This window comes from Thermococcus camini (assembly GCF_904067545.1).
GTDB classification, from domain to species: Archaea; Methanobacteriota_B; Thermococci; order Thermococcales; family Thermococcaceae; genus Thermococcus; species Thermococcus camini.
The window spans coordinates 1,188,635-1,203,936 of record NZ_LR881183.1; the positions used below are offsets into that span (position 1 = coordinate 1,188,635).

Annotated in this window: 20 protein-coding genes; 17 read left to right on the forward strand and 3 right to left on the reverse strand. The window is 54.3% G+C overall.

What is annotated here, in order from left to right; all coding sequences use genetic code 11:
* Nucleotides 1-47 precede the first annotated feature (47 nt).
* Both TIRI35C_RS06445 and TIRI35C_RS06450 read left to right on the forward strand, forming a co-directional pair.
* A complete protein-coding gene (locus tag TIRI35C_RS06445; protein ID WP_188203091.1) occupies nucleotides 48-1,349 on the forward strand; it encodes a cytochrome c biogenesis protein in 1,302 nt (433 codons plus the stop codon).
* Nucleotides 1,350-1,362: 13 nt separating this feature from the next.
* Entirely contained in the window at nucleotides 1,363-1,716 is a 354-nt protein-coding gene (locus TIRI35C_RS06450) for a DUF302 domain-containing protein (protein WP_055429760.1), read from the forward strand.
* Between the two features lie 7 nt (nucleotides 1,717-1,723).
* On the opposite strand, the gene msrA is transcribed toward TIRI35C_RS06450, so the two are convergent.
* On the reverse strand, nucleotides 1,724-2,740 hold the full coding sequence (msrA, locus tag TIRI35C_RS06455) for a peptide-methionine (S)-S-oxide reductase MsrA (RefSeq protein ID WP_188202201.1): 1,017 nt from the start codon (nucleotides 2,738-2,740) through the stop codon (nucleotides 1,724-1,726).
* A gap of 188 nt (nucleotides 2,741-2,928) precedes the next feature.
* Between msrA and TIRI35C_RS06460 the strand changes: the two genes are divergently transcribed.
* Genes TIRI35C_RS06460 through TIRI35C_RS06470 form a run of 3 tightly spaced genes read left to right on the forward strand, consistent with a single transcriptional unit; the run spans nucleotide 2,929 to nucleotide 6,009 of the window.
* Nucleotides 2,929-4,641, forward strand: a complete 1,713-nt coding sequence (locus TIRI35C_RS06460; protein ID WP_188202202.1) for a 2-oxoacid:acceptor oxidoreductase subunit alpha — start codon at nucleotides 2,929-2,931, stop codon at nucleotides 4,639-4,641.
* Nucleotides 4,638-5,513: a thiamine pyrophosphate-dependent enzyme gene (locus tag TIRI35C_RS06465; protein ID WP_188202203.1), complete on the forward strand. Its 876-nt coding sequence runs from the start codon at nucleotides 4,638-4,640 to the stop codon at nucleotides 5,511-5,513. The genes TIRI35C_RS06460 and TIRI35C_RS06465 overlap by 4 nt, the downstream gene beginning before the upstream one ends.
* Before the next feature lie 46 nt (nucleotides 5,514-5,559).
* The gene (locus TIRI35C_RS06470) at nucleotides 5,560-6,009 is read left to right on the forward strand and encodes a peroxiredoxin (protein WP_188202204.1); all 450 of its coding nucleotides are present in this window, start codon (nucleotides 5,560-5,562) and stop codon (nucleotides 6,007-6,009) included.
* Between the two features lie 48 nt (nucleotides 6,010-6,057).
* Here the strand turns inward: TIRI35C_RS06470 and TIRI35C_RS06475 are convergent, their stop codons facing one another.
* Entirely contained in the window at nucleotides 6,058-6,582 is a 525-nt protein-coding gene (locus TIRI35C_RS06475) for a ferritin (RefSeq protein WP_167892726.1), read from the reverse strand.
* 192 nt (nucleotides 6,583-6,774) lie between these two features.
* On the opposite strand from TIRI35C_RS06475, the gene TIRI35C_RS06480 reads away from it, so the two are divergent.
* The 12 genes from TIRI35C_RS06480 to TIRI35C_RS06535 all read left to right on the forward strand — a co-directional run bounded on the left by TIRI35C_RS06480 (nucleotide 6,775) and on the right by TIRI35C_RS06535 (nucleotide 14,754).
* On the forward strand, nucleotides 6,775-7,386 hold the full coding sequence (locus TIRI35C_RS06480) for a hypothetical protein (RefSeq protein WP_188202205.1): 612 nt from the start codon (nucleotides 6,775-6,777) through the stop codon (nucleotides 7,384-7,386).
* Between the two features lie 94 nt (nucleotides 7,387-7,480).
* Nucleotides 7,481-8,710, forward strand: a complete 1,230-nt coding sequence (locus tag TIRI35C_RS06485) for an FprA family A-type flavoprotein (RefSeq protein ID WP_188203092.1) — start codon at nucleotides 7,481-7,483, stop codon at nucleotides 8,708-8,710.
* 62 nt (nucleotides 8,711-8,772) lie between these two features.
* Nucleotides 8,773-9,318 carry a ferritin-like domain-containing protein gene (locus TIRI35C_RS06490; RefSeq protein ID WP_188202206.1) on the forward strand — a complete coding sequence of 182 codons (546 nt, stop codon included), beginning with the start codon at nucleotides 8,773-8,775 and terminating at the stop codon, nucleotides 9,316-9,318.
* Nucleotides 9,319-9,327: 9 nt separating this feature from the next.
* Nucleotides 9,328-10,410, forward strand: a complete 1,083-nt coding sequence (locus tag TIRI35C_RS06495; protein ID WP_188202207.1) for an NAD(P)/FAD-dependent oxidoreductase — start codon at nucleotides 9,328-9,330, stop codon at nucleotides 10,408-10,410.
* 93 nt (nucleotides 10,411-10,503) lie between these two features.
* Nucleotides 10,504-11,019 carry a rubrerythrin family protein gene (locus tag TIRI35C_RS06500; RefSeq protein WP_188202208.1) on the forward strand — a complete coding sequence of 172 codons (516 nt, stop codon included), beginning with the start codon at nucleotides 10,504-10,506 and terminating at the stop codon, nucleotides 11,017-11,019.
* Between the two features lie 78 nt (nucleotides 11,020-11,097).
* Entirely contained in the window at nucleotides 11,098-11,259 is a 162-nt protein-coding gene (gene rd / locus TIRI35C_RS06505; RefSeq protein ID WP_167892729.1) for a rubredoxin, read from the forward strand.
* A gap of 10 nt (nucleotides 11,260-11,269) precedes the next feature.
* Complete coding sequence (locus TIRI35C_RS06510) at nucleotides 11,270-11,617, forward strand: class II SORL domain-containing protein (RefSeq protein WP_188202209.1); 348 nt, start codon at nucleotides 11,270-11,272, stop codon at nucleotides 11,615-11,617.
* A gap of 115 nt (nucleotides 11,618-11,732) precedes the next feature.
* Complete coding sequence (locus TIRI35C_RS06515) at nucleotides 11,733-12,338, forward strand: hypothetical protein (protein ID WP_188202210.1); 606 nt, start codon at nucleotides 11,733-11,735, stop codon at nucleotides 12,336-12,338.
* Nucleotides 12,339-12,371: 33 nt separating this feature from the next.
* On the forward strand, nucleotides 12,372-12,731 hold the full coding sequence (locus TIRI35C_RS06520; protein WP_188203093.1) for an iron-sulfur cluster assembly protein: 360 nt from the start codon (nucleotides 12,372-12,374) through the stop codon (nucleotides 12,729-12,731).
* Between the two features lie 3 nt (nucleotides 12,732-12,734).
* Nucleotides 12,735-13,082, forward strand: a complete 348-nt coding sequence (locus TIRI35C_RS06525; RefSeq protein ID WP_188202211.1) for an iron-sulfur cluster assembly protein — start codon at nucleotides 12,735-12,737, stop codon at nucleotides 13,080-13,082.
* Nucleotides 13,083-13,085: 3 nt separating this feature from the next.
* Nucleotides 13,086-13,610, forward strand: a complete 525-nt coding sequence (locus tag TIRI35C_RS06530; RefSeq protein WP_188202212.1) for a ferritin family protein — start codon at nucleotides 13,086-13,088, stop codon at nucleotides 13,608-13,610.
* A gap of 85 nt (nucleotides 13,611-13,695) precedes the next feature.
* Entirely contained in the window at nucleotides 13,696-14,754 is a 1,059-nt protein-coding gene (locus tag TIRI35C_RS06535) for a DUF835 domain-containing protein (RefSeq protein WP_188202213.1), read from the forward strand.
* Between the two features lie 20 nt (nucleotides 14,755-14,774).
* Here the strand turns inward: TIRI35C_RS06535 and TIRI35C_RS06540 are convergent, their stop codons facing one another.
* Complete coding sequence (locus TIRI35C_RS06540) at nucleotides 14,775-15,224, reverse strand: ferritin family protein (RefSeq protein ID WP_246454790.1); 450 nt, start codon at nucleotides 15,222-15,224, stop codon at nucleotides 14,775-14,777.
* Nucleotides 15,225-15,302 lie beyond the last annotated feature (78 nt).

Consider the following 15,302-nt stretch of genomic DNA (forward strand, 5'->3'; position numbering starts at 1 on the left):
AAAAAGGCTTTTTAACCACCCCCTCAATCTCTTTTCAGGTGAAAAGAGTGCGCAGGGCGCTTTTAATGCTGGTAGTCCTATCGCTTCTCATACCGCTGGTCAGCGCGGGAACCGTCAAATACGGTAACCTCTCTTTTCATGACGTCACGACCGAAAAGGAACTCCGTGAGCTTGTCTCCTCGAACGGAGGGAGATACTTCTTCGTATTTTACCACTCCGAGAGCTGTCCCGCCTGTCAGTACATGAAAACGAGTGTCTTCCCAACTACCACAGCTGAAAAGGCCCTTAACGGGTTCGTACTTGTCTCGGTGGACGTTTACAAAGGCCGCCCGATAACGACGCTCCGGTATAAGGTTTACAGCCCGGTGATAGTCATCCAGCCGGACAACGCCGGCTACTACAGACCCAAAACGCCCGGAGAGGAGATAAGCGTCGGCGTCCCGGGAACGCCAACCATGGTCGTTTTCAAGGCCGTTAACGGGACCATGGTTCTGAAGGGGGTAGCGGTAGGCGCTCTGAACCCCGATGGATTAGCATACTTCCTGGAGAAAGCTACTGAAGGGGAGGAACCTCAGGCCACCACTCAGCCCAGTGGACAAAAGCCCCAGACGGAGGACCTTTCAGGAAACCCCAGCGAGAAGAGCAACCTCGGCCTGGCCGTACTCCTGCCGATATTCTCAGCCGGGATCGTCAGCGTCTTCTCGCCCTGTGTTTTGCCGGTCATAGTCGGAGCGCTTTCCCTGACATTCGCCAGGAGGAAGGTCGAGGCGGTAATAGCGGGGATGGTGGCCTCCTTCGCCCTGCTCGGTGCCCTCGTAGGCAGCCTCGGCGGCTACGCCTCCCAGATACAGGGGGCGCTCTACCTCATCGGTGGGATCGGCTTTATCATCATAGGCGCGAGCTTTGTTAGTGAGAGAATCAGCGCAGGGGTGGAGAGGTTCCTCAGCTTCTCCCCCACCGACAGGGTGGCTGGGAAGAAGGGCATAGCCTACGACTTCGCCCTCGGTTCGGCGTTAGGAACCACTTGGCTCGGGTGCATAGCGCCTTACGTCGGCTTCGCGGTGATAACTGCCGCCCTGAGCGGGGACACGCTGAGCGGGGTCATCGTCATGGGCACCTACGGCCTCGGAATGGGTCTCACAGTTTACCTGCTGACGGCATCGAAGGATCTCGGCGAGTGGGTGAACAAAAAGTTCCTGTCCGGAAGGCTCTCCCTGAGCGGAAGGAGCAGGGCAAGGTGGGAGCAAGCTCTTGGGGTGATCCTGATACTTCTCGGCCTGCTGATGCTGACCGAGCTCACGCCTCTCAAGCTCTGGAGCTCCCTATTCGAATCGCTCTCACAGCTTTGAGGGAGGTGGTCTGATGTACAGGTACAGGAGGAAACTCAGCCTGGGCCTCAAGGAGGCCGAGGAGAAGTTTAAGGCAAAGCTGGAGGAGAAGGGCTACAAGGTTGTGCTTGAGTTTACTCCGAGCGACGTCGTCAGGGCCAAGGTCGGTGTCGATATGGAGCCCTACAGGATTCTCTGGGTCTGCAACCCCAAGATATTCTACGAGATGACCAAAAAGGACTACGAGATAGGCTCCTTTGCACCGTGCCCTGTGCTCTTCTACCGGAAGGACGGCGAGACCTACGTTGCCATAAACACCGCCGACGACGTGCTGGAGATTATCAAGGAGCCCCTTGAGGTCGTTAGGGGAGTCATAGAGGAGCTCTGACTCTTTTTTATTTGAAGAATTCCTCGTAGGCTATGTAGCCGTATTTTTCAAGATCTTCCCTTTTGATGAATCTCAGCGCGGCGGAGTTTATGCAGTAGCGCTTCCAGGGTGACGTTGGCTCGTGGAAGACGTGGCCGAGGTGTGAATCTGCGAAGCGGCTTCTGACTTCTTTCCCACAGAGGAAGCCCTCGCACTCTTTTGCCTCAACTACCGCCCACTCCTCAAGGGGTTTCGTAAAGCTCGGCCACCCAGTTCCCGAGTCAAACTTGTCGAGGGAGCTGAAGAGCGGCTCACCTGAAACCACATCTACGTAAATGCCCTCCTCATAATGGTTCCAGTATTCGTTCTGGAAGGCAGGTTCTGTCATTCCAAGCTGTGTTACCCCATACTGGAGGGGAGTTAGGGAGTTCTTCAGCTCTGAAGCTGAGGGCTTGGCCCATCCGAGCCAGTAGCGCTCCCTCTCAGGAAAGAGACGAAAATGGGCGTTCTTCTCCCAGACGGACTTTATGAAGCCCAGCCTTCCGGAGTAGAGCTTGTAGCGTTTGTAGTGCTCCGGAAAGGTAAGGTAATAACCCTGGTGGTATTTTTCAGCTGGATAAAACTTTTTAGCTGGAAGTATCTCGGTAACTATGGGTTCATCGAAGATTCCCGAGAGTTCAAGCCTTCTCCTTGATTCTTCAGCCAGTTCCCTTTGCTCCTCGTTGAGGTAGAAAATCGCCGTTCTGTACTGCTCGCCCCTGTCGGCGAACTGGCCGTAGGGGTCTGTTGGATCTATGTTCCTCCAGAAGACTTCGAGGAGCCTCTCGTAGGAGACTTCTGAGGGGTCGTAGAGGATCTTAACTGCCTCGCGATGGCCGGTTTCACCGGTTGAGACCAGTTCATAGGTCGGGTTCTCAACGAAGCCACCGGTATAGCCAGCGATGGCATCAACCACTCCGGGAAGCCTCTCAAAGGCCTCTTCCATGCACCAGAAGCAGCCGCCCGCAAAGATTGCAACCTCAGGTTCATTTTCTTCTCGGTTCATATCGATCAGCCAACCCAAATACATCGGTAATCTTTATATAGTTTTGCGCATTATTACGTCATGGTGGATACAAATGAACAAGTTTGTTCCAAAATCTGCCCGAAAGGGTTTTCGTTTTGTGCTCGAACTTCTGATGGGGTTGATTGGGACACGGACTCCCTGTAGAAGGTCTGCGGGGGTAATGCACTATGTCTGAGTTCCGCGGTGAGGTTTCTATAGTTCTCGGTGGAGCGGCCGGGCAGGGGATTCAGACCGTCGAGGGGATTCTGACCTACGCCCTAAAGCGCTCCGGCTACCACGTCTATGCAAACAAGGAGTACATGTCCCGCGTGAGGGGCGGGATAAACACCACCGAGATACGCGTTTCTTCCAGACGCGTCAGGGCCTTCGTGAAGAGAATAGACATCCTCGTTCCCTTCAAACAGGGTGTTCTGAGCTGGGTCTCCGACAGGCTCTCCAAGGAGACCGTCGTCCTCGGAGAGAGGGAGAACGTCGAGGAAGAGTTCCTTGAAAGGGTAAACCTCGTGGAAGTGCCCCTCACGAAGCTCGCCCTCGAAACGGGAAGCCAGCTCTACATCAACACGACCGCAGCAGGCCTAATAGTCGGCCTCTTCCACGGCGACTTTGGGGCAGTCGAGGAGTACATAAGGAAGCGCTTCGGGAGCAAGGGTGAGAACGTCGTGAACAAGAACATTGAAGCCGCTAAAAAAGGCTACGAGCTGGGCGTTAAGCTCTGCGAGGAAGGGACGATAAGGGTCGAAGTCGGGAGAGACGAGAAGGTCAGGGAAGAAATCCTGCTCAGCGGGACCGAAGCTGTAGGAATAGGTGCTCTCGCCGGAGGCATGAACTTCCTTAGCTTCTACCCTATGAGCCCCTCAACTGGCGTCTCGACCTTCGCTGCACAGAAGGCGGAAGAGTTCGGGATAATAGTCGAGCAGGTCGAGGACGAGATTTCGGCGATAAACATGGCCCTCGGAGCGTGGTTCGCGGGAGCAAGGGCGATGGTGAGCACCTCCGGCGGCGGCTTCGCCCTGATGAGCGAGGCTTTAAGCCTTGCCGGAATGGCTGAGAACCCGATAGTCATACACTTGGCTCAAAGACCCGGACCCGCGACGGGCCTGCCGACAAGGACAATGCAGGGTGACCTAAACCTCGTCCTCTACGCGGGCCACGGCGACTTTCCGAGGATAATCCTCGCACCTGGAAGCATGGAGGAGGCGTTCTACCTAACTGCTGAGGCCTTCAATTTAGCTGACAAATACCAGGTTCCGGTCATAATCCTCACTGACCAGTACTTCGTGGACACCTACTACAACCTGCCAAAGCCAGAGCTGGGGAAGGTGAGGTTCGAGAAGCATATCGTCGAGGCAAGGCCAGGCTATAGGAGGTACGAGCTGACCGAGGACGGGATCTCGCCGAGGGCCGTCCCGGGCTACGGTGAGGAAGTAGTCATAGCCAACGGCAACGAGCACGACGAGTGGGGCGATATTACCGAGGATGCCGAGCTTACAAGGAAAATGCAGGAGAAGAGGGCAGTTAAAAAGCTCGAAACGATAAGAAAGAACGCACCCCTGCCGAAGCTCTTCGGAAGTGAAAACGCCAGGTACCTTGTGATTTCCTGGGGCTCGACGCTCCACCCGGTTGAGGAGGCCCTTGAGGAGCTCGGGAGGGACGACGTTGCTTTGCTCCACTTCAGCTGGGTTTATCCACTCAACCCCGAGACAAAGCGGTTCTTCGAAGGCAAGAGGGTAATCGTTGTGGAAAACAACGTCACCGGCCAGTTCGCAGACCTTCTGAAAAAAGAACTCGGCGTCGAAATCCATCACCGCGTTCTGAAGTACGACGGGAGGCCATTCTCGGTGGAAGAGGTTTTTGATGCCCTGAAGGGGGTGGTAGAATGAACCTCCCAACCGGCAGGGAGGCCTTTGAGCCCAGGAGGCCGACCAGCAAGGACGTCGCCTGGTGTCCCGGCTGTGGAAACTTCGGCATAAGGAACATTCTTATCTCAGCCTTAGCTGAGCTTGGTCTGAAGCCGAGCCAGGTGGCAATAATCAGTGGAATCGGACAGGCAGCTAAGATGCCACACTACATCAACGCCAACGGCTACCACACGCTCCACGGCAGGGCGATACCGATAGCGACCGGTGTCAAGGCGGCAAACCCCGAGCTGACGGTCATAGCAGAGGGCGGAGACGGCGACATGTACGCCGAAGGTGGCAACCACCTGCTCCACGCGATAAGGAGGAACCCGGACATAACCGTCCTAATCCACGACAACCAGATATACGGCCTCACGAAGGGACAGGCGTCGCCGACGACGATGGTCGGAATGAAGACACCTACCCAGCCCGGGGGAGTCTTTGAAGAGCCTTTCAATCCAATCGCGCTGGCGATAGCCATGAACGCCTCCTTTGTCGCCAGAACCTTCATGGGCTACTTCCGTGAGAGCGTCGAGATAATCAAGAAGGCAATCCAGCATAAAGGTCTCGCGATAGTTGACATTCTCCACCCGTGCGTCAGCTTCAACAAGGTGAACACCTACGCCTGGTACAGGGAGCACACCTACTGGCTGGAGGGTGGGCCCTTCGACAGGGAGGAGGCCTTTAAGAGGGCCCTGGAGGAGGATCCGCTCCCCCTGGGAATCTTTTACGTCAACGAGAAGCCGACCTTTGAGGAGAGCGTTCCGGCTTATAGGGTGGACAAGAGACCCCTCTGGAAGCGCGAGCCGAGACTCGACCTCGTTGAGAAGTTCTTCGAGGGCAAGAGGGCCTGAGGAATCTTTCATTTTTTCTGTTTGAGAGCACTGGAGGTGCACCACGATGAAGATTGGGGAAGAAGCCCCGGATTTCGTTCTTAGAGACCAGAACGGTGAGGATTTCAGGATGAGCGATTTTAGGGGAAAGAAGGTTCTGCTGTCCTTCCACCCGCTGGCGTGGACTGGGATATGCGAGAAGCAGATGAAGGCCCTGGAGGAGAACTACGAACGCTTTGAGAGTCTGAACGTTGTCCCCGTCGGGATAAGCGTCGACGCCGTGCCGAGCAAGAAGGCCTGGGCCGAACACATCGGTCTTAAAAAGCTCAGGATTCTGAGCGACTTCTGGCCACACGGAGCTGTTGCGAAGCTCTACGGCCTGTTCCGCGAAAAGGAGGGCTTCTCAGAGAGGGCAAACGTCCTCATAGACGAAGAAGGAAAGGTTGCGTTCTTCAAGGTCTACCCGATAAGGGAAGTGCCAGACTTAGGGGAGATCCTTGGACTTCTGAAGGCGTGAATTCCTTTATTTATATTTCTACCGCCGAAACAAATGGAAGAAAAGAAATCACTGCCCCGACTGGACTAACAGGCTCCTGAGCCTCGCCTGCCTCTGGCCAAGCTCCCTGTCGAGCATGAAAAGGCCCTGAGGGTTGTCGCCGATAATCTTCAGCTTGTCCACTATCGCCTTGGCCGTTGCCTCTTCCTCCACCTGCTCCTCGATGAACCACTGAAGGAACTGGTATGTGGCACGGTCCTTTTCCTCCTCTGCTATCTCCACGAGCTTGTATATCGACTCGGTAACGCCGACCTCATGGAGGTAAACCGCTTCGAAGGCCTTCAGCGGGCTGGTGAAGTCCCCCTTGGGCTTTTCTATCCTCTCAAGCTCGACCTTTCCGCCGCGGTCGAAGATGTAGTCGTATATCCTCAGCGCGTGGCCGAGTTCCTCCTCGGCCTGAGCCTCCATCCAGTTTGCAAAGCCATCGAAGCCCTTGTCCTTGAAGTAGGCCGCTATGGCGAGGTAAAAGTAAGCGGAGAAGATTTCCTTCGTCACCTGCTCGTTGAGGGCCTTGAGCATTCTTTCGCTCAGCATCTTCATCACCGATTTTATTTGGAAGCCAAACCTCTTAAGTTTATCCTTTAAACCTCAGCTTATCGCTGGGGTTTTAAGTTTGAATTTTTAGGGACACAAAAGTAAATTAGGGAAACCGAAAGAGTTATATTTCCGAACGTTCCTACTCAAAACCGAGAACAAACCCACAGAATTGTGTATGGGGGTGTGGTGATGGCAAAGACGACCTTCGAGGAGGAGATCTATCTTAGAGCCCTGACCGGGAGGCTGGTAGGAAAGGCCCTCGCGGATCTGGGCCTCAACAAGGTGGCCGTCGTTGCCAGCAAAAACATCATCTGCTCCAGCATCGCAACGGCCACCGAGGCGACCTTCATAACCCTCAGCGGGGGCGTTACCTACCACTTCCTGGCCGAGAAGGGCAAGGAAGAGGACATAGCGGAACGCGTCAAGGCCTTTGCCCCCCAGGTCACGGTTCTTCAGTTCGGCGGTGAGACGCCGATAGAGGAGACCAAGGAGATATTCGTCGAAACTCTGAGGCAGTTCGCTGAGAAGGACGTTCCTGGAGCGTTCGTCGTCCACGTCAGGATTTTCGCAGCAGGTGGACTCAGCGAGGCTCTCAATGACGAGAAGATAAAGGAGTACCTGAGCAAGAAGGACCTCTTCGTCTATACAGTAGGCTTCGACGAGGGCAAGGTCTACGTCAACAGGATACTCCTCGACGGCGAGGAGCTCAAGCTCGAGAAGATAGCCGAGTACCAGGTTACCCTCGAGCACGCCGACCTGCTCAACCGCTCGCTGAAGGACAGGAGCGTTACCTTCGCCTGACCCATTTAAATTTAATCCTACCCAATTCTGTCCTTAACTTTTTGGTCAAGAAAGACTTTTTATGTCCCCGCACTAAATAGGTTCGGTGATAGAAATGCCCGATGTGAAAGTTGAGAGGATTCTTGACGATCCGGAGCTCTACATAATCCGGGTCGATGACGACAGGATAAGGTACTTCGAGGCCACCTGGGACATTCCCGAGGGCATAACCTACAACGCTTACCTGATGAAGCTTGAGGGTGCGACGATTCTCTTCGACCTTAGCAAGGCCGAATACACCGACCTCTTCATGAAGGCCCTCAGAAAGCTGGTCGATCCAGAGGAGATAACCCACGTGGTTGTTCACCACACTGAACCCGACCACACCGGGGCACTGCCTGCTTTCCTTGAAGCCAACGGCTATAAAGCCAAGCTCATAGGCACGAGCTTTGCAAAGCGCTTCTTAGAAGGCTTCTACGGCGAGAAAGTCGTTGAGAACTTCCACACAATCAAGGACGGAGAGGAGATTCAAATTGGCGGGAGAACCTTCCGCTTCATAACCGTCCCCTGGCTCCACTGGCCGGACACGATGATAACATACGCCGTTGAGGACAGGCTCATATTCAGCTGCGACGCCGGCGGCGGCTATGGAATACCGAACGCCATAGACGACAGCGACGAAAAGGTTGTGGAGGAATACCTGCCCCACGTGACGAAATACATAGTGACCGTCATAGGCCACTACCACAAGTACATCGTCCAGAACATCAAGAAGCTCAAGGGGCTCGGGATAGTAGAGGAGGCGAGAATGATACTCCCCGGCCACGGGCTCATCTGGCGGAAGAACCCCGCCAGGATATTCGAGCACTACGAGGCCGTCGGAGCGGGGAAGGTCACGAAGGGCAAGGTTCTGGTGCTCTACGACTCCATGTACGGCTTTGTGGAGCGGAGGATGGAGATAGTCCTCGACGAGCTGAGGAAGCACGGGCTGAAGCCCGTCGTCTACCGGTTCACGGACAAGGAAGCCCCCGCGGTAAGCGACATTCTCGGCGAAGTCCCCGACAGTGAGGCGATAATCATCGGCGCCTCGACCTATGAGGCGGAGATACACCCACGCATACGCTATGCCCTCTACGAGATAGTGGACAAGGCCAACTACGAGAAGCCCGTGCTCATCGTCGGGGCCTTCGGCTGGGCCGGCGTTGCGGGTAAGAAGATAGAGACCCTTATCACGAGGAGCAAGTTCGACCACGTTGACACCGTCGAGAGCAGGGGGATGCCAAGGCCTGAGGACGAGGAGCGGCTCAGGGAGGGTGTCAGGAAACTCGTGGCGTGGATCTCATGATGAGGCTTTTCTTTTCTCAAACCTATAATTTAAATACCTCAACGCAAAACATAAAAATGGTGATGCAGGTGGAAGATGTTCTTGATAAACTTGCCCAGCTCTCCCCCAAGGAGATACTGGGCTACGCCATTGCCTCGGAGGAGGATGCAAAACAGTTCTATGAGACCCTGGCGGCAAAAAGCGGCGAAGTCCTCGGAGACTTCTTCAGGGATCTCGCCAAGGCGGAAGCCAGCCACAGGAAGATACTGCTGAAGCTCCACGAAGATCTCTTCGGGGACACCAGCTATGCTGTCCCGGAAGGGATACCCTTCGCCGAGACGTCAGTGAAGGTGGACACCGTTGTAAACCTCATCGAAGCAATGCGTGTTGCCCTCGTTAATGAGAAAACTGCCGAGAGGATATACAGCCATCTAAGCGAAATATTGCCCGAACACAGGGGAATATTCGGCTTCCTGGCGGCTCAGGAAAAGGCCCACTATGCCGCAATAAGGAGCCACGTTGAGTATCTAGAAGACGTGACCAATGGGCAGCCGGAATACGTGAACGCACCAATCGAGTTCTTCGGCGCCCAGCTCGAGCTTTACCTCGGCCCACGCACCAGACGGTGAGGTGAGGGTGTGAGACTCGTCATAGTCGGAAACGGGCCCGGGGGCGTTGAGCTGGCCAGGCTCCTGGCCGGGGAGTTCGACGTAACAGTGGTGGAAAAAGAAAACATCCCGCACTACTCCAAGCCTATGCTGAGCCACTACATAGCCGGTTTCATCCCTGAGGAGAAGCTCTTCCCGTACTCCATGAACTGGTACGAGAAAAAAGGGATAAACCTGCTCCTCGGGACGGAGGCGAAGCTTATCGACAGATCCCGCAAGGTCCTCGTGACCGACAAAGGCGAAGTACCCTACGACATCCTCGTCATGGCAACCGGAGCGAGGGCCAGGGAACCGGTGATTCCGGGGGGAGAGCATATTTTAACGCTCAGAACCCTAAAAGACGCGAGGCTGATAAGGGGACGCCTTGAAGAGGAAGGGGAAATAACGATCCTCGGCGGGGGATTCATAGCGCTCGAACTGGCTGGAAACCTCTCCAAAGCAGGCTACACTGTTCGGCTCGTTCACAGGAGAAAGACCCTCCTCGGTTTGGATGGTGAGCTGAGCGGGATCATTAAAGAAAAACTTGAGGACGTTGGCGTCGAGTTCCACCTTGAAACGGGGGCCTTAGGAGCTGATGAAGATGGCCTGAAAACGGATAAGGGCTACATCAAGGGCAGGCTGAAGGTCTGCGCCTTTGGGGTAGTGCCTAACAAAGAACTTGCCCTGAGGAGCGGTATCCACACCGGAAGGGGAATACTGGTGGACGACCACTTTAGGACCTCGGCCAGGAACGTTTACGCTATAGGGGACTGCGCAGAGCTGAACGGAACCATCGAAGGGACCGCCAAAGGAGCGGTAGAACAGGCAAAAGTCCTTGCCAGGATACTTAAAGGTACCGACGAGAGCTATAAGCCCTTCAGGTCAGCGTTCTTCAAGTTCGCCGACTTCAGCGTGGCCCTCATCGGACGGACGAAGGGAAAAGGCGAATGGCTCGATGAGAGTGCCAAGGTCTTCCGCGAGGGAGACAAAACCGTCGGTGCAGTTGTCATGGGTAACATAAAGAAAGCGTTCCGGCTCGAAAAGGTGATTAAAGGGGGACTGCCCGTTGACTGAATCGGGAGCTCCCTCAAACCTTTGGTTTAGAAAATCGTTATATACTCCGAATCCGAAGATGTCAGTGCAGCACCGTTTTGTTGGTGGTACCGTATGGTAGTGGAGAAAAAAATGACCCGAAAGTTCTTAGAGGATGCATTCGCCGGCGAAAGCATGGCCCACATGAGGTACCTGATTTTTGCAGAGCAGGCCGAAAGAGAGGGATATCCGAACGTGGCCAAGCTCTTTAGGGCTATAGCCCACGCCGAGTTCGTACATGCCAAGAACCACTTCATAGCCTTAGGAAAGCTCGGAAAGACGCCCGAGAACCTACAGGTGGGCATAGACGGCGAGACCTACGAGGTCGAGGAGATGTATCCCGTCTTCAAAAACACCGCGGAATTCCAGGGTGAGAAGGACGCGGTGAGGACGACCCACTACGCCCTGGAAGCCGAGAAGATACACGCGGAGCTTTACGCCAAGGCTAAGGAGCTCGCCGAGAGCGGGAAGGACATCGAAATAAAGAAGGTCTACATCTGCCCTGTCTGCGGATACACAGCAGTTGATGAGGTCCCGGAGTACTGCCCGGTCTGTGGAGCGCCAAGAGAGAAGTTCGTGGTTTTTGAATGAGTTTTCGTTTTTCCATTTCCCAGGTTTGAACCACAAACCTTATAAGGGCGGACTAATAACATTAGGGTGGTGAAAGAAATGGCCAAATGGAAGTGTATAGTTTGTGGATACATCTACGATGAGGACGAGGGCGACCCGGACAGCGGGGTTGAACCGGGAACCAAGTTTGAGGATCTTCCGGAGGACTGGGTCTGCCCGCTCTGCGGCGCTCCAAAAGACATGTTTGAAAAGATAGAGTGAGGTGGTCGAGATGCTTAGCGGAACCATAAAGAGTGGAGACTGGAAGGGGGAGAAGCACGTCCCCGTTATAGAGTACGAGAAGGACGGCGACCTCGTGAAGGTCGAGGTCAGCGTCGGCAAGGAGATACCGCACCCGAACACCCCGGAGCACCACATAGCCTGGATCGAGCTCTACTTCCACCCAGAGGGAGAGAACTTCCCGATTCTCGTCGGCAGGGTTGCATTCACCAACCACAGTGATCCACTCACCGAGCCGAGGGCAGTGTTCTTCTTTAAGACTCAGAAGAAAGGCAAGCTCTACGCCCTCAGCTACTGCAACATCCACGGCCTCTGGGAGAACGAGGTCACGCTCGAGTGAACCTTTCCATTTTTCGCCCCAACCCCATCTCTTTGGTACCCGAGTAACGTCCGGAAGGTTTATCTACACTGCCGTGGAGGTATTCTAAGACGTATCGCGTGCGAGATGATAGAAGATGCATCCATATCATGCCATCATGGGCACAGGAGGGATTCTGGTCCTCACCGGGATTTTTCTGACGTGGAATCTTTCGAGGAACATAGAAAAGTTCCGGCTTGGGACGGGGAGCATCTCAAAGTTTATGTTTCTTGGGGGCATCTTAACGGCCCTCGGATTCATAGAACTTATAGTGGGAATGGGAACGGAGGTCATGGCACTCCCTGCAATTCTTGGTCCGGCGCTGATAGTTTACGCCCTCTCCGAGAGCGGTCTCGTGAGGGCAAAGCCCGAGATGCTCCTTCAGGTAGCGGTAATAGTGGGATCGCTGGTTCTCAGCGGGGACAGGGTTCTCTACATAATCGAATCGTTCTCGGCGATGGCAGTTGTAATCCTCATGGACGCGGCGGCCTTTTACGTCCATACCCCCCTCCAGTACGGCAGACTCGCAAGGCTTTCAGCGTGGATGTTCACCCTCTTTGTGCCGTTGAACGCCGCCAACCCAGGGAGCCCAGTTGCCGTGGGCCTGTACCTCCTGTCAACCGCACTCTGGGTCGCAGTACTGCTAACACTTCACGGTGTTCTCAGGGCGCGCTTCCCCAGAACTGCCCAGGAAGGCTTATAACCGGACACTCCCAACACCCAGTAGGTGAGAAAAATGAAGGTTTACATGCCGGGTAGGGACTGGCCGGAACACTATAGGGCGGTGCTTGAGGAGCTGGCGAACATAACCGACCCAGTCACAGGAGGGGACATCCTGGACTCTGGTGTCGTTGCAGGCCTAGAAGTTGGTGAGGACACGCTGAAGGTCTGGCTCAACTTTGAGAGCCACGCCGAGTACAACATAACCGGCGCGAGTGCGATAGCATACTCAAAGATAATCGGGGACATAATTGAGCGCTTTGCCCTGGTAAGGTTCCAGAACGTCTACGTCTACGACCTTAAGAACAACCCCGTGGGAGTTTTTGAGAACAGGAAAGGCTACACCATTGAGGACATAAGTACCGAGAGGGTCTGAGATTTGAGCCTCTTTGACGTTTTTACACGGAAACAGACGCTATCCGGGCCAAGGGAAGACCTGCCCCCCGATGTCAAGAACGTGGTTCGAATCCTGCGGAAAGTGAAAGACCCGGAGACTGGACTGGACATCGTAGATGAGGGACTTCTCTATGGTATTACGGTCAAAGGTCGGAGTGTCGAGCTGTTTCTTCTGATGGCCCGATCAACACCTGAATGTCACTTCTGTCAGATGCTGGCCATAAACCTTCAGAACAAGATCTTAAGTGACATAGTTGAAGTCCTAAAGCAGGAAGGGTTTAATAAGATAAGAGTATACAATGAAATTGGACTGTTGCTAGCGGAGGGATGATTTATGGTTCCACCGGAACTCGATGAGGGGCTTCCCCTCGAAAGGATCGGGGACTTCTCCCTTGAGGAGCTCCTCGGAATGGCCATAAAGGCCGAGATTGGAGCCAGGAAATTCTACGAGAGCCTCGCAGAGAGGATAGAGGTCGAGGCTCTGAAGGAGAAAATAGAGTGGCTCGCAGGTGAAGAGGGCAAGCACGAGGCCCTGCTCAGGAAGATGTACGGGGCAATGTTCCCCGGAAAGGAGGTTGTGTTCCCCAAGGAGCACATAGGACCGGAACTGAAACCCGTCGCCCGCGAACTTCACGGAGTCCAGGACATTATAGACCTCATGAAGTGGGCAATGAAGGCGGAGGAGATAGCCGCACAATTCTATGAAGGGATCGAGAAAATCGTGGAGAGTGAAGAAAGGAAGAGGCTCATGCGCTACCTCAGCGACATGGAGAGGGGGCACTACTACACACTAAGGGCGGAGTACGAGCTCCTCCTCGACTGGGAGATGTACAGCCAGATGATGCACGTTGGCCCGTGAGACACAGAACATCATCCATCTATTTTTGTTATTCTTTTGAGCCATTAAAGTTATAAACGATGGATCCCACTGTGGAATATATTCCATGATGGGGGATCATGGAATGATAATAAGTCCTCAATGGCTAACTGTGGCACTAAAGACAGCGGCCGGTGTCGTGTTTTTGAATGCGTACCTAAAGAGCAAAAGGAAGTCGGCGCTCTTTCTGTCATTAGGATGGATAAGCAGTATTCTAGTATCCCCTCCGAGCACGAGTTTATACCCCGGAGTGGAGTGTATTTTTACTGGGATGGCAGCCGCGTTTACTCTCACAGGCATACTCACCCTGATCGAGGAGGAGGGGGGTAGAAGATCACCCCGTGCAATGCACCTTACCCTCCCCACGCTCCCAGCGGTGTATGGTGTAATTGAGGCATCCTTCAACGGCTCCTGCACTGGAACTTACATCACCAGCGGGGTTCTGCTACTTATAGCAGGGGTCATATTCACCGAGCTCATGTCCACATACTACAGAAGAAACGCAACTTTGTTCGGGGTGGTGCTCGGTGTCTCCGGCGTCGCCAGCATGTTACACCCCATCGCCTACGAGAACGGTCTACTCACACCCGATGTGGTTATGTACAACTCCCTTGTAATAGCCACTATGGCAGCATACGCGTACTACAGGGTTATATACAGCAGGCATTTTCTGGGATTTGAGAACCTTGTTCCCGGTCACGGGGTGGATGCCATCGCCCAAGGCGCCGGTATAATGTCGGAGAGAGACTTCAGGGAGCTCGCACCCCGGCTGGATGGATTTCCAGTACTGGCATTCCTCCGCAATTCAGAGCCAATGAACGGATGGCTAAGCTATCGGATAAGCACAGTCCAGGGAGCCAACGTGATACCCCCGACCTCGATGTACAGGATCACGGAGACCACAAACATGTATCTCAGGGAGATGGAAAAAGTGGGGAACAGAGGGATCGTTATAATAGAAGCAGTAGAATTTCTCAAACTTTACAACGACTTCAGGAGTGTCGTTAAAATGCTTGCAACTCTGAGGGACAGCGTTCTCATCCACGGGGGTACCCTTATCATCGTCACCGAAAAAGACGTCTGGGATGAGGGGGAGTGGAACATCCTTCTGAGAACCCTTGAATAACCCCCTCAGCAAACTCCCGTTCATTCCCCGTACTTCGCTATCAGCTCGGCCAGAATCCTGTGGTGCTCCTTCTCGTTCTCAACCAATGCCTCCGCGAGGCCCTTGAAGAGCGGGTGCGTCATCTTCTCGGCCATCTTCTGGTAGGTCTCTATCATGTCCTTCTCAATCTCCAGATGCATCTCGGCAAAGCGCTTGACCAGGGCCCTCTGCTCCGGCGCGAGCTCGACATCCTTGACCTCGGATATCGGCCCCTCACCTGCGAGCTTCTCCAGCTCCTTCTGGGCTTCCAGTATGGCCTCCATGAGGTGCTTGTGGATTATCGTGTCGACGGCTATCCTGCCGACGACTTCCTCGACCTTGGTGTACCTCAGACCCTGCCCCCTTATGAGGCCGAGACCATCGGTATAGCTCGCGGCGGCCTTTTTCTCGGTTTCATACGCCCGCTTAACAAGGGGTTCACCCATGCACATCACCAGAACTATATGAACATCGAACCTTAATAACGTTTTTCATTGGGCAAAAGGGTGCATCAACCTACTGCTTAGTGC

What these genes read in the sequence shown, in the direction of transcription:
- TIRI35C_RS06450 (WP_055429760.1), top strand. Translation starts at nt 1,363, where the DNA reads ATGTACAGGTACAGGAGGAAACTCAGCCTGGGCCTCAAGGAGGCCGAG.
- msrA (WP_188202201.1), bottom strand. Translation starts at nt 2,740, where the DNA reads ATGAACCGAGAAGAAAATGAACCTGAGGTTGCAATCTTTGCGGGCGGC.
- TIRI35C_RS06460 (WP_188202202.1), top strand. Translation starts at nt 2,929, where the DNA reads ATGTCTGAGTTCCGCGGTGAGGTTTCTATAGTTCTCGGTGGAGCGGCC.
- TIRI35C_RS06465 (WP_188202203.1), top strand. Translation starts at nt 4,638, where the DNA reads ATGAACCTCCCAACCGGCAGGGAGGCCTTTGAGCCCAGGAGGCCGACC.
- TIRI35C_RS06470 (WP_188202204.1), top strand. Translation starts at nt 5,560, where the DNA reads ATGAAGATTGGGGAAGAAGCCCCGGATTTCGTTCTTAGAGACCAGAAC.
- TIRI35C_RS06475 (WP_167892726.1), bottom strand. Translation starts at nt 6,582, where the DNA reads ATGCTGAGCGAAAGAATGCTCAAGGCCCTCAACGAGCAGGTGACGAAG.
- TIRI35C_RS06480 (WP_188202205.1), top strand. Translation starts at nt 6,775, where the DNA reads ATGGCAAAGACGACCTTCGAGGAGGAGATCTATCTTAGAGCCCTGACC.
- TIRI35C_RS06485 (WP_188203092.1), top strand. Translation starts at nt 7,481, where the DNA reads ATGCCCGATGTGAAAGTTGAGAGGATTCTTGACGATCCGGAGCTCTAC.
- TIRI35C_RS06490 (WP_188202206.1), top strand. Translation starts at nt 8,773, where the DNA reads ATGCAGGTGGAAGATGTTCTTGATAAACTTGCCCAGCTCTCCCCCAAG.
- TIRI35C_RS06500 (WP_188202208.1), top strand. Translation starts at nt 10,504, where the DNA reads ATGGTAGTGGAGAAAAAAATGACCCGAAAGTTCTTAGAGGATGCATTC.
- rd (WP_167892729.1), top strand. Translation starts at nt 11,098, where the DNA reads ATGGCCAAATGGAAGTGTATAGTTTGTGGATACATCTACGATGAGGAC.
- TIRI35C_RS06510 (WP_188202209.1), top strand. Translation starts at nt 11,270, where the DNA reads ATGCTTAGCGGAACCATAAAGAGTGGAGACTGGAAGGGGGAGAAGCAC.
- TIRI35C_RS06515 (WP_188202210.1), top strand. Translation starts at nt 11,733, where the DNA reads ATGCATCCATATCATGCCATCATGGGCACAGGAGGGATTCTGGTCCTC.
- TIRI35C_RS06520 (WP_188203093.1), top strand. Translation starts at nt 12,372, where the DNA reads ATGAAGGTTTACATGCCGGGTAGGGACTGGCCGGAACACTATAGGGCG.
- TIRI35C_RS06530 (WP_188202212.1), top strand. Translation starts at nt 13,086, where the DNA reads ATGGTTCCACCGGAACTCGATGAGGGGCTTCCCCTCGAAAGGATCGGG.
- TIRI35C_RS06535 (WP_188202213.1), top strand. Translation starts at nt 13,696, where the DNA reads ATGATGGGGGATCATGGAATGATAATAAGTCCTCAATGGCTAACTGTG.
- TIRI35C_RS06540 (WP_246454790.1), bottom strand. Translation starts at nt 15,224, where the DNA reads ATGTGCATGGGTGAACCCCTTGTTAAGCGGGCGTATGAAACCGAGAAA.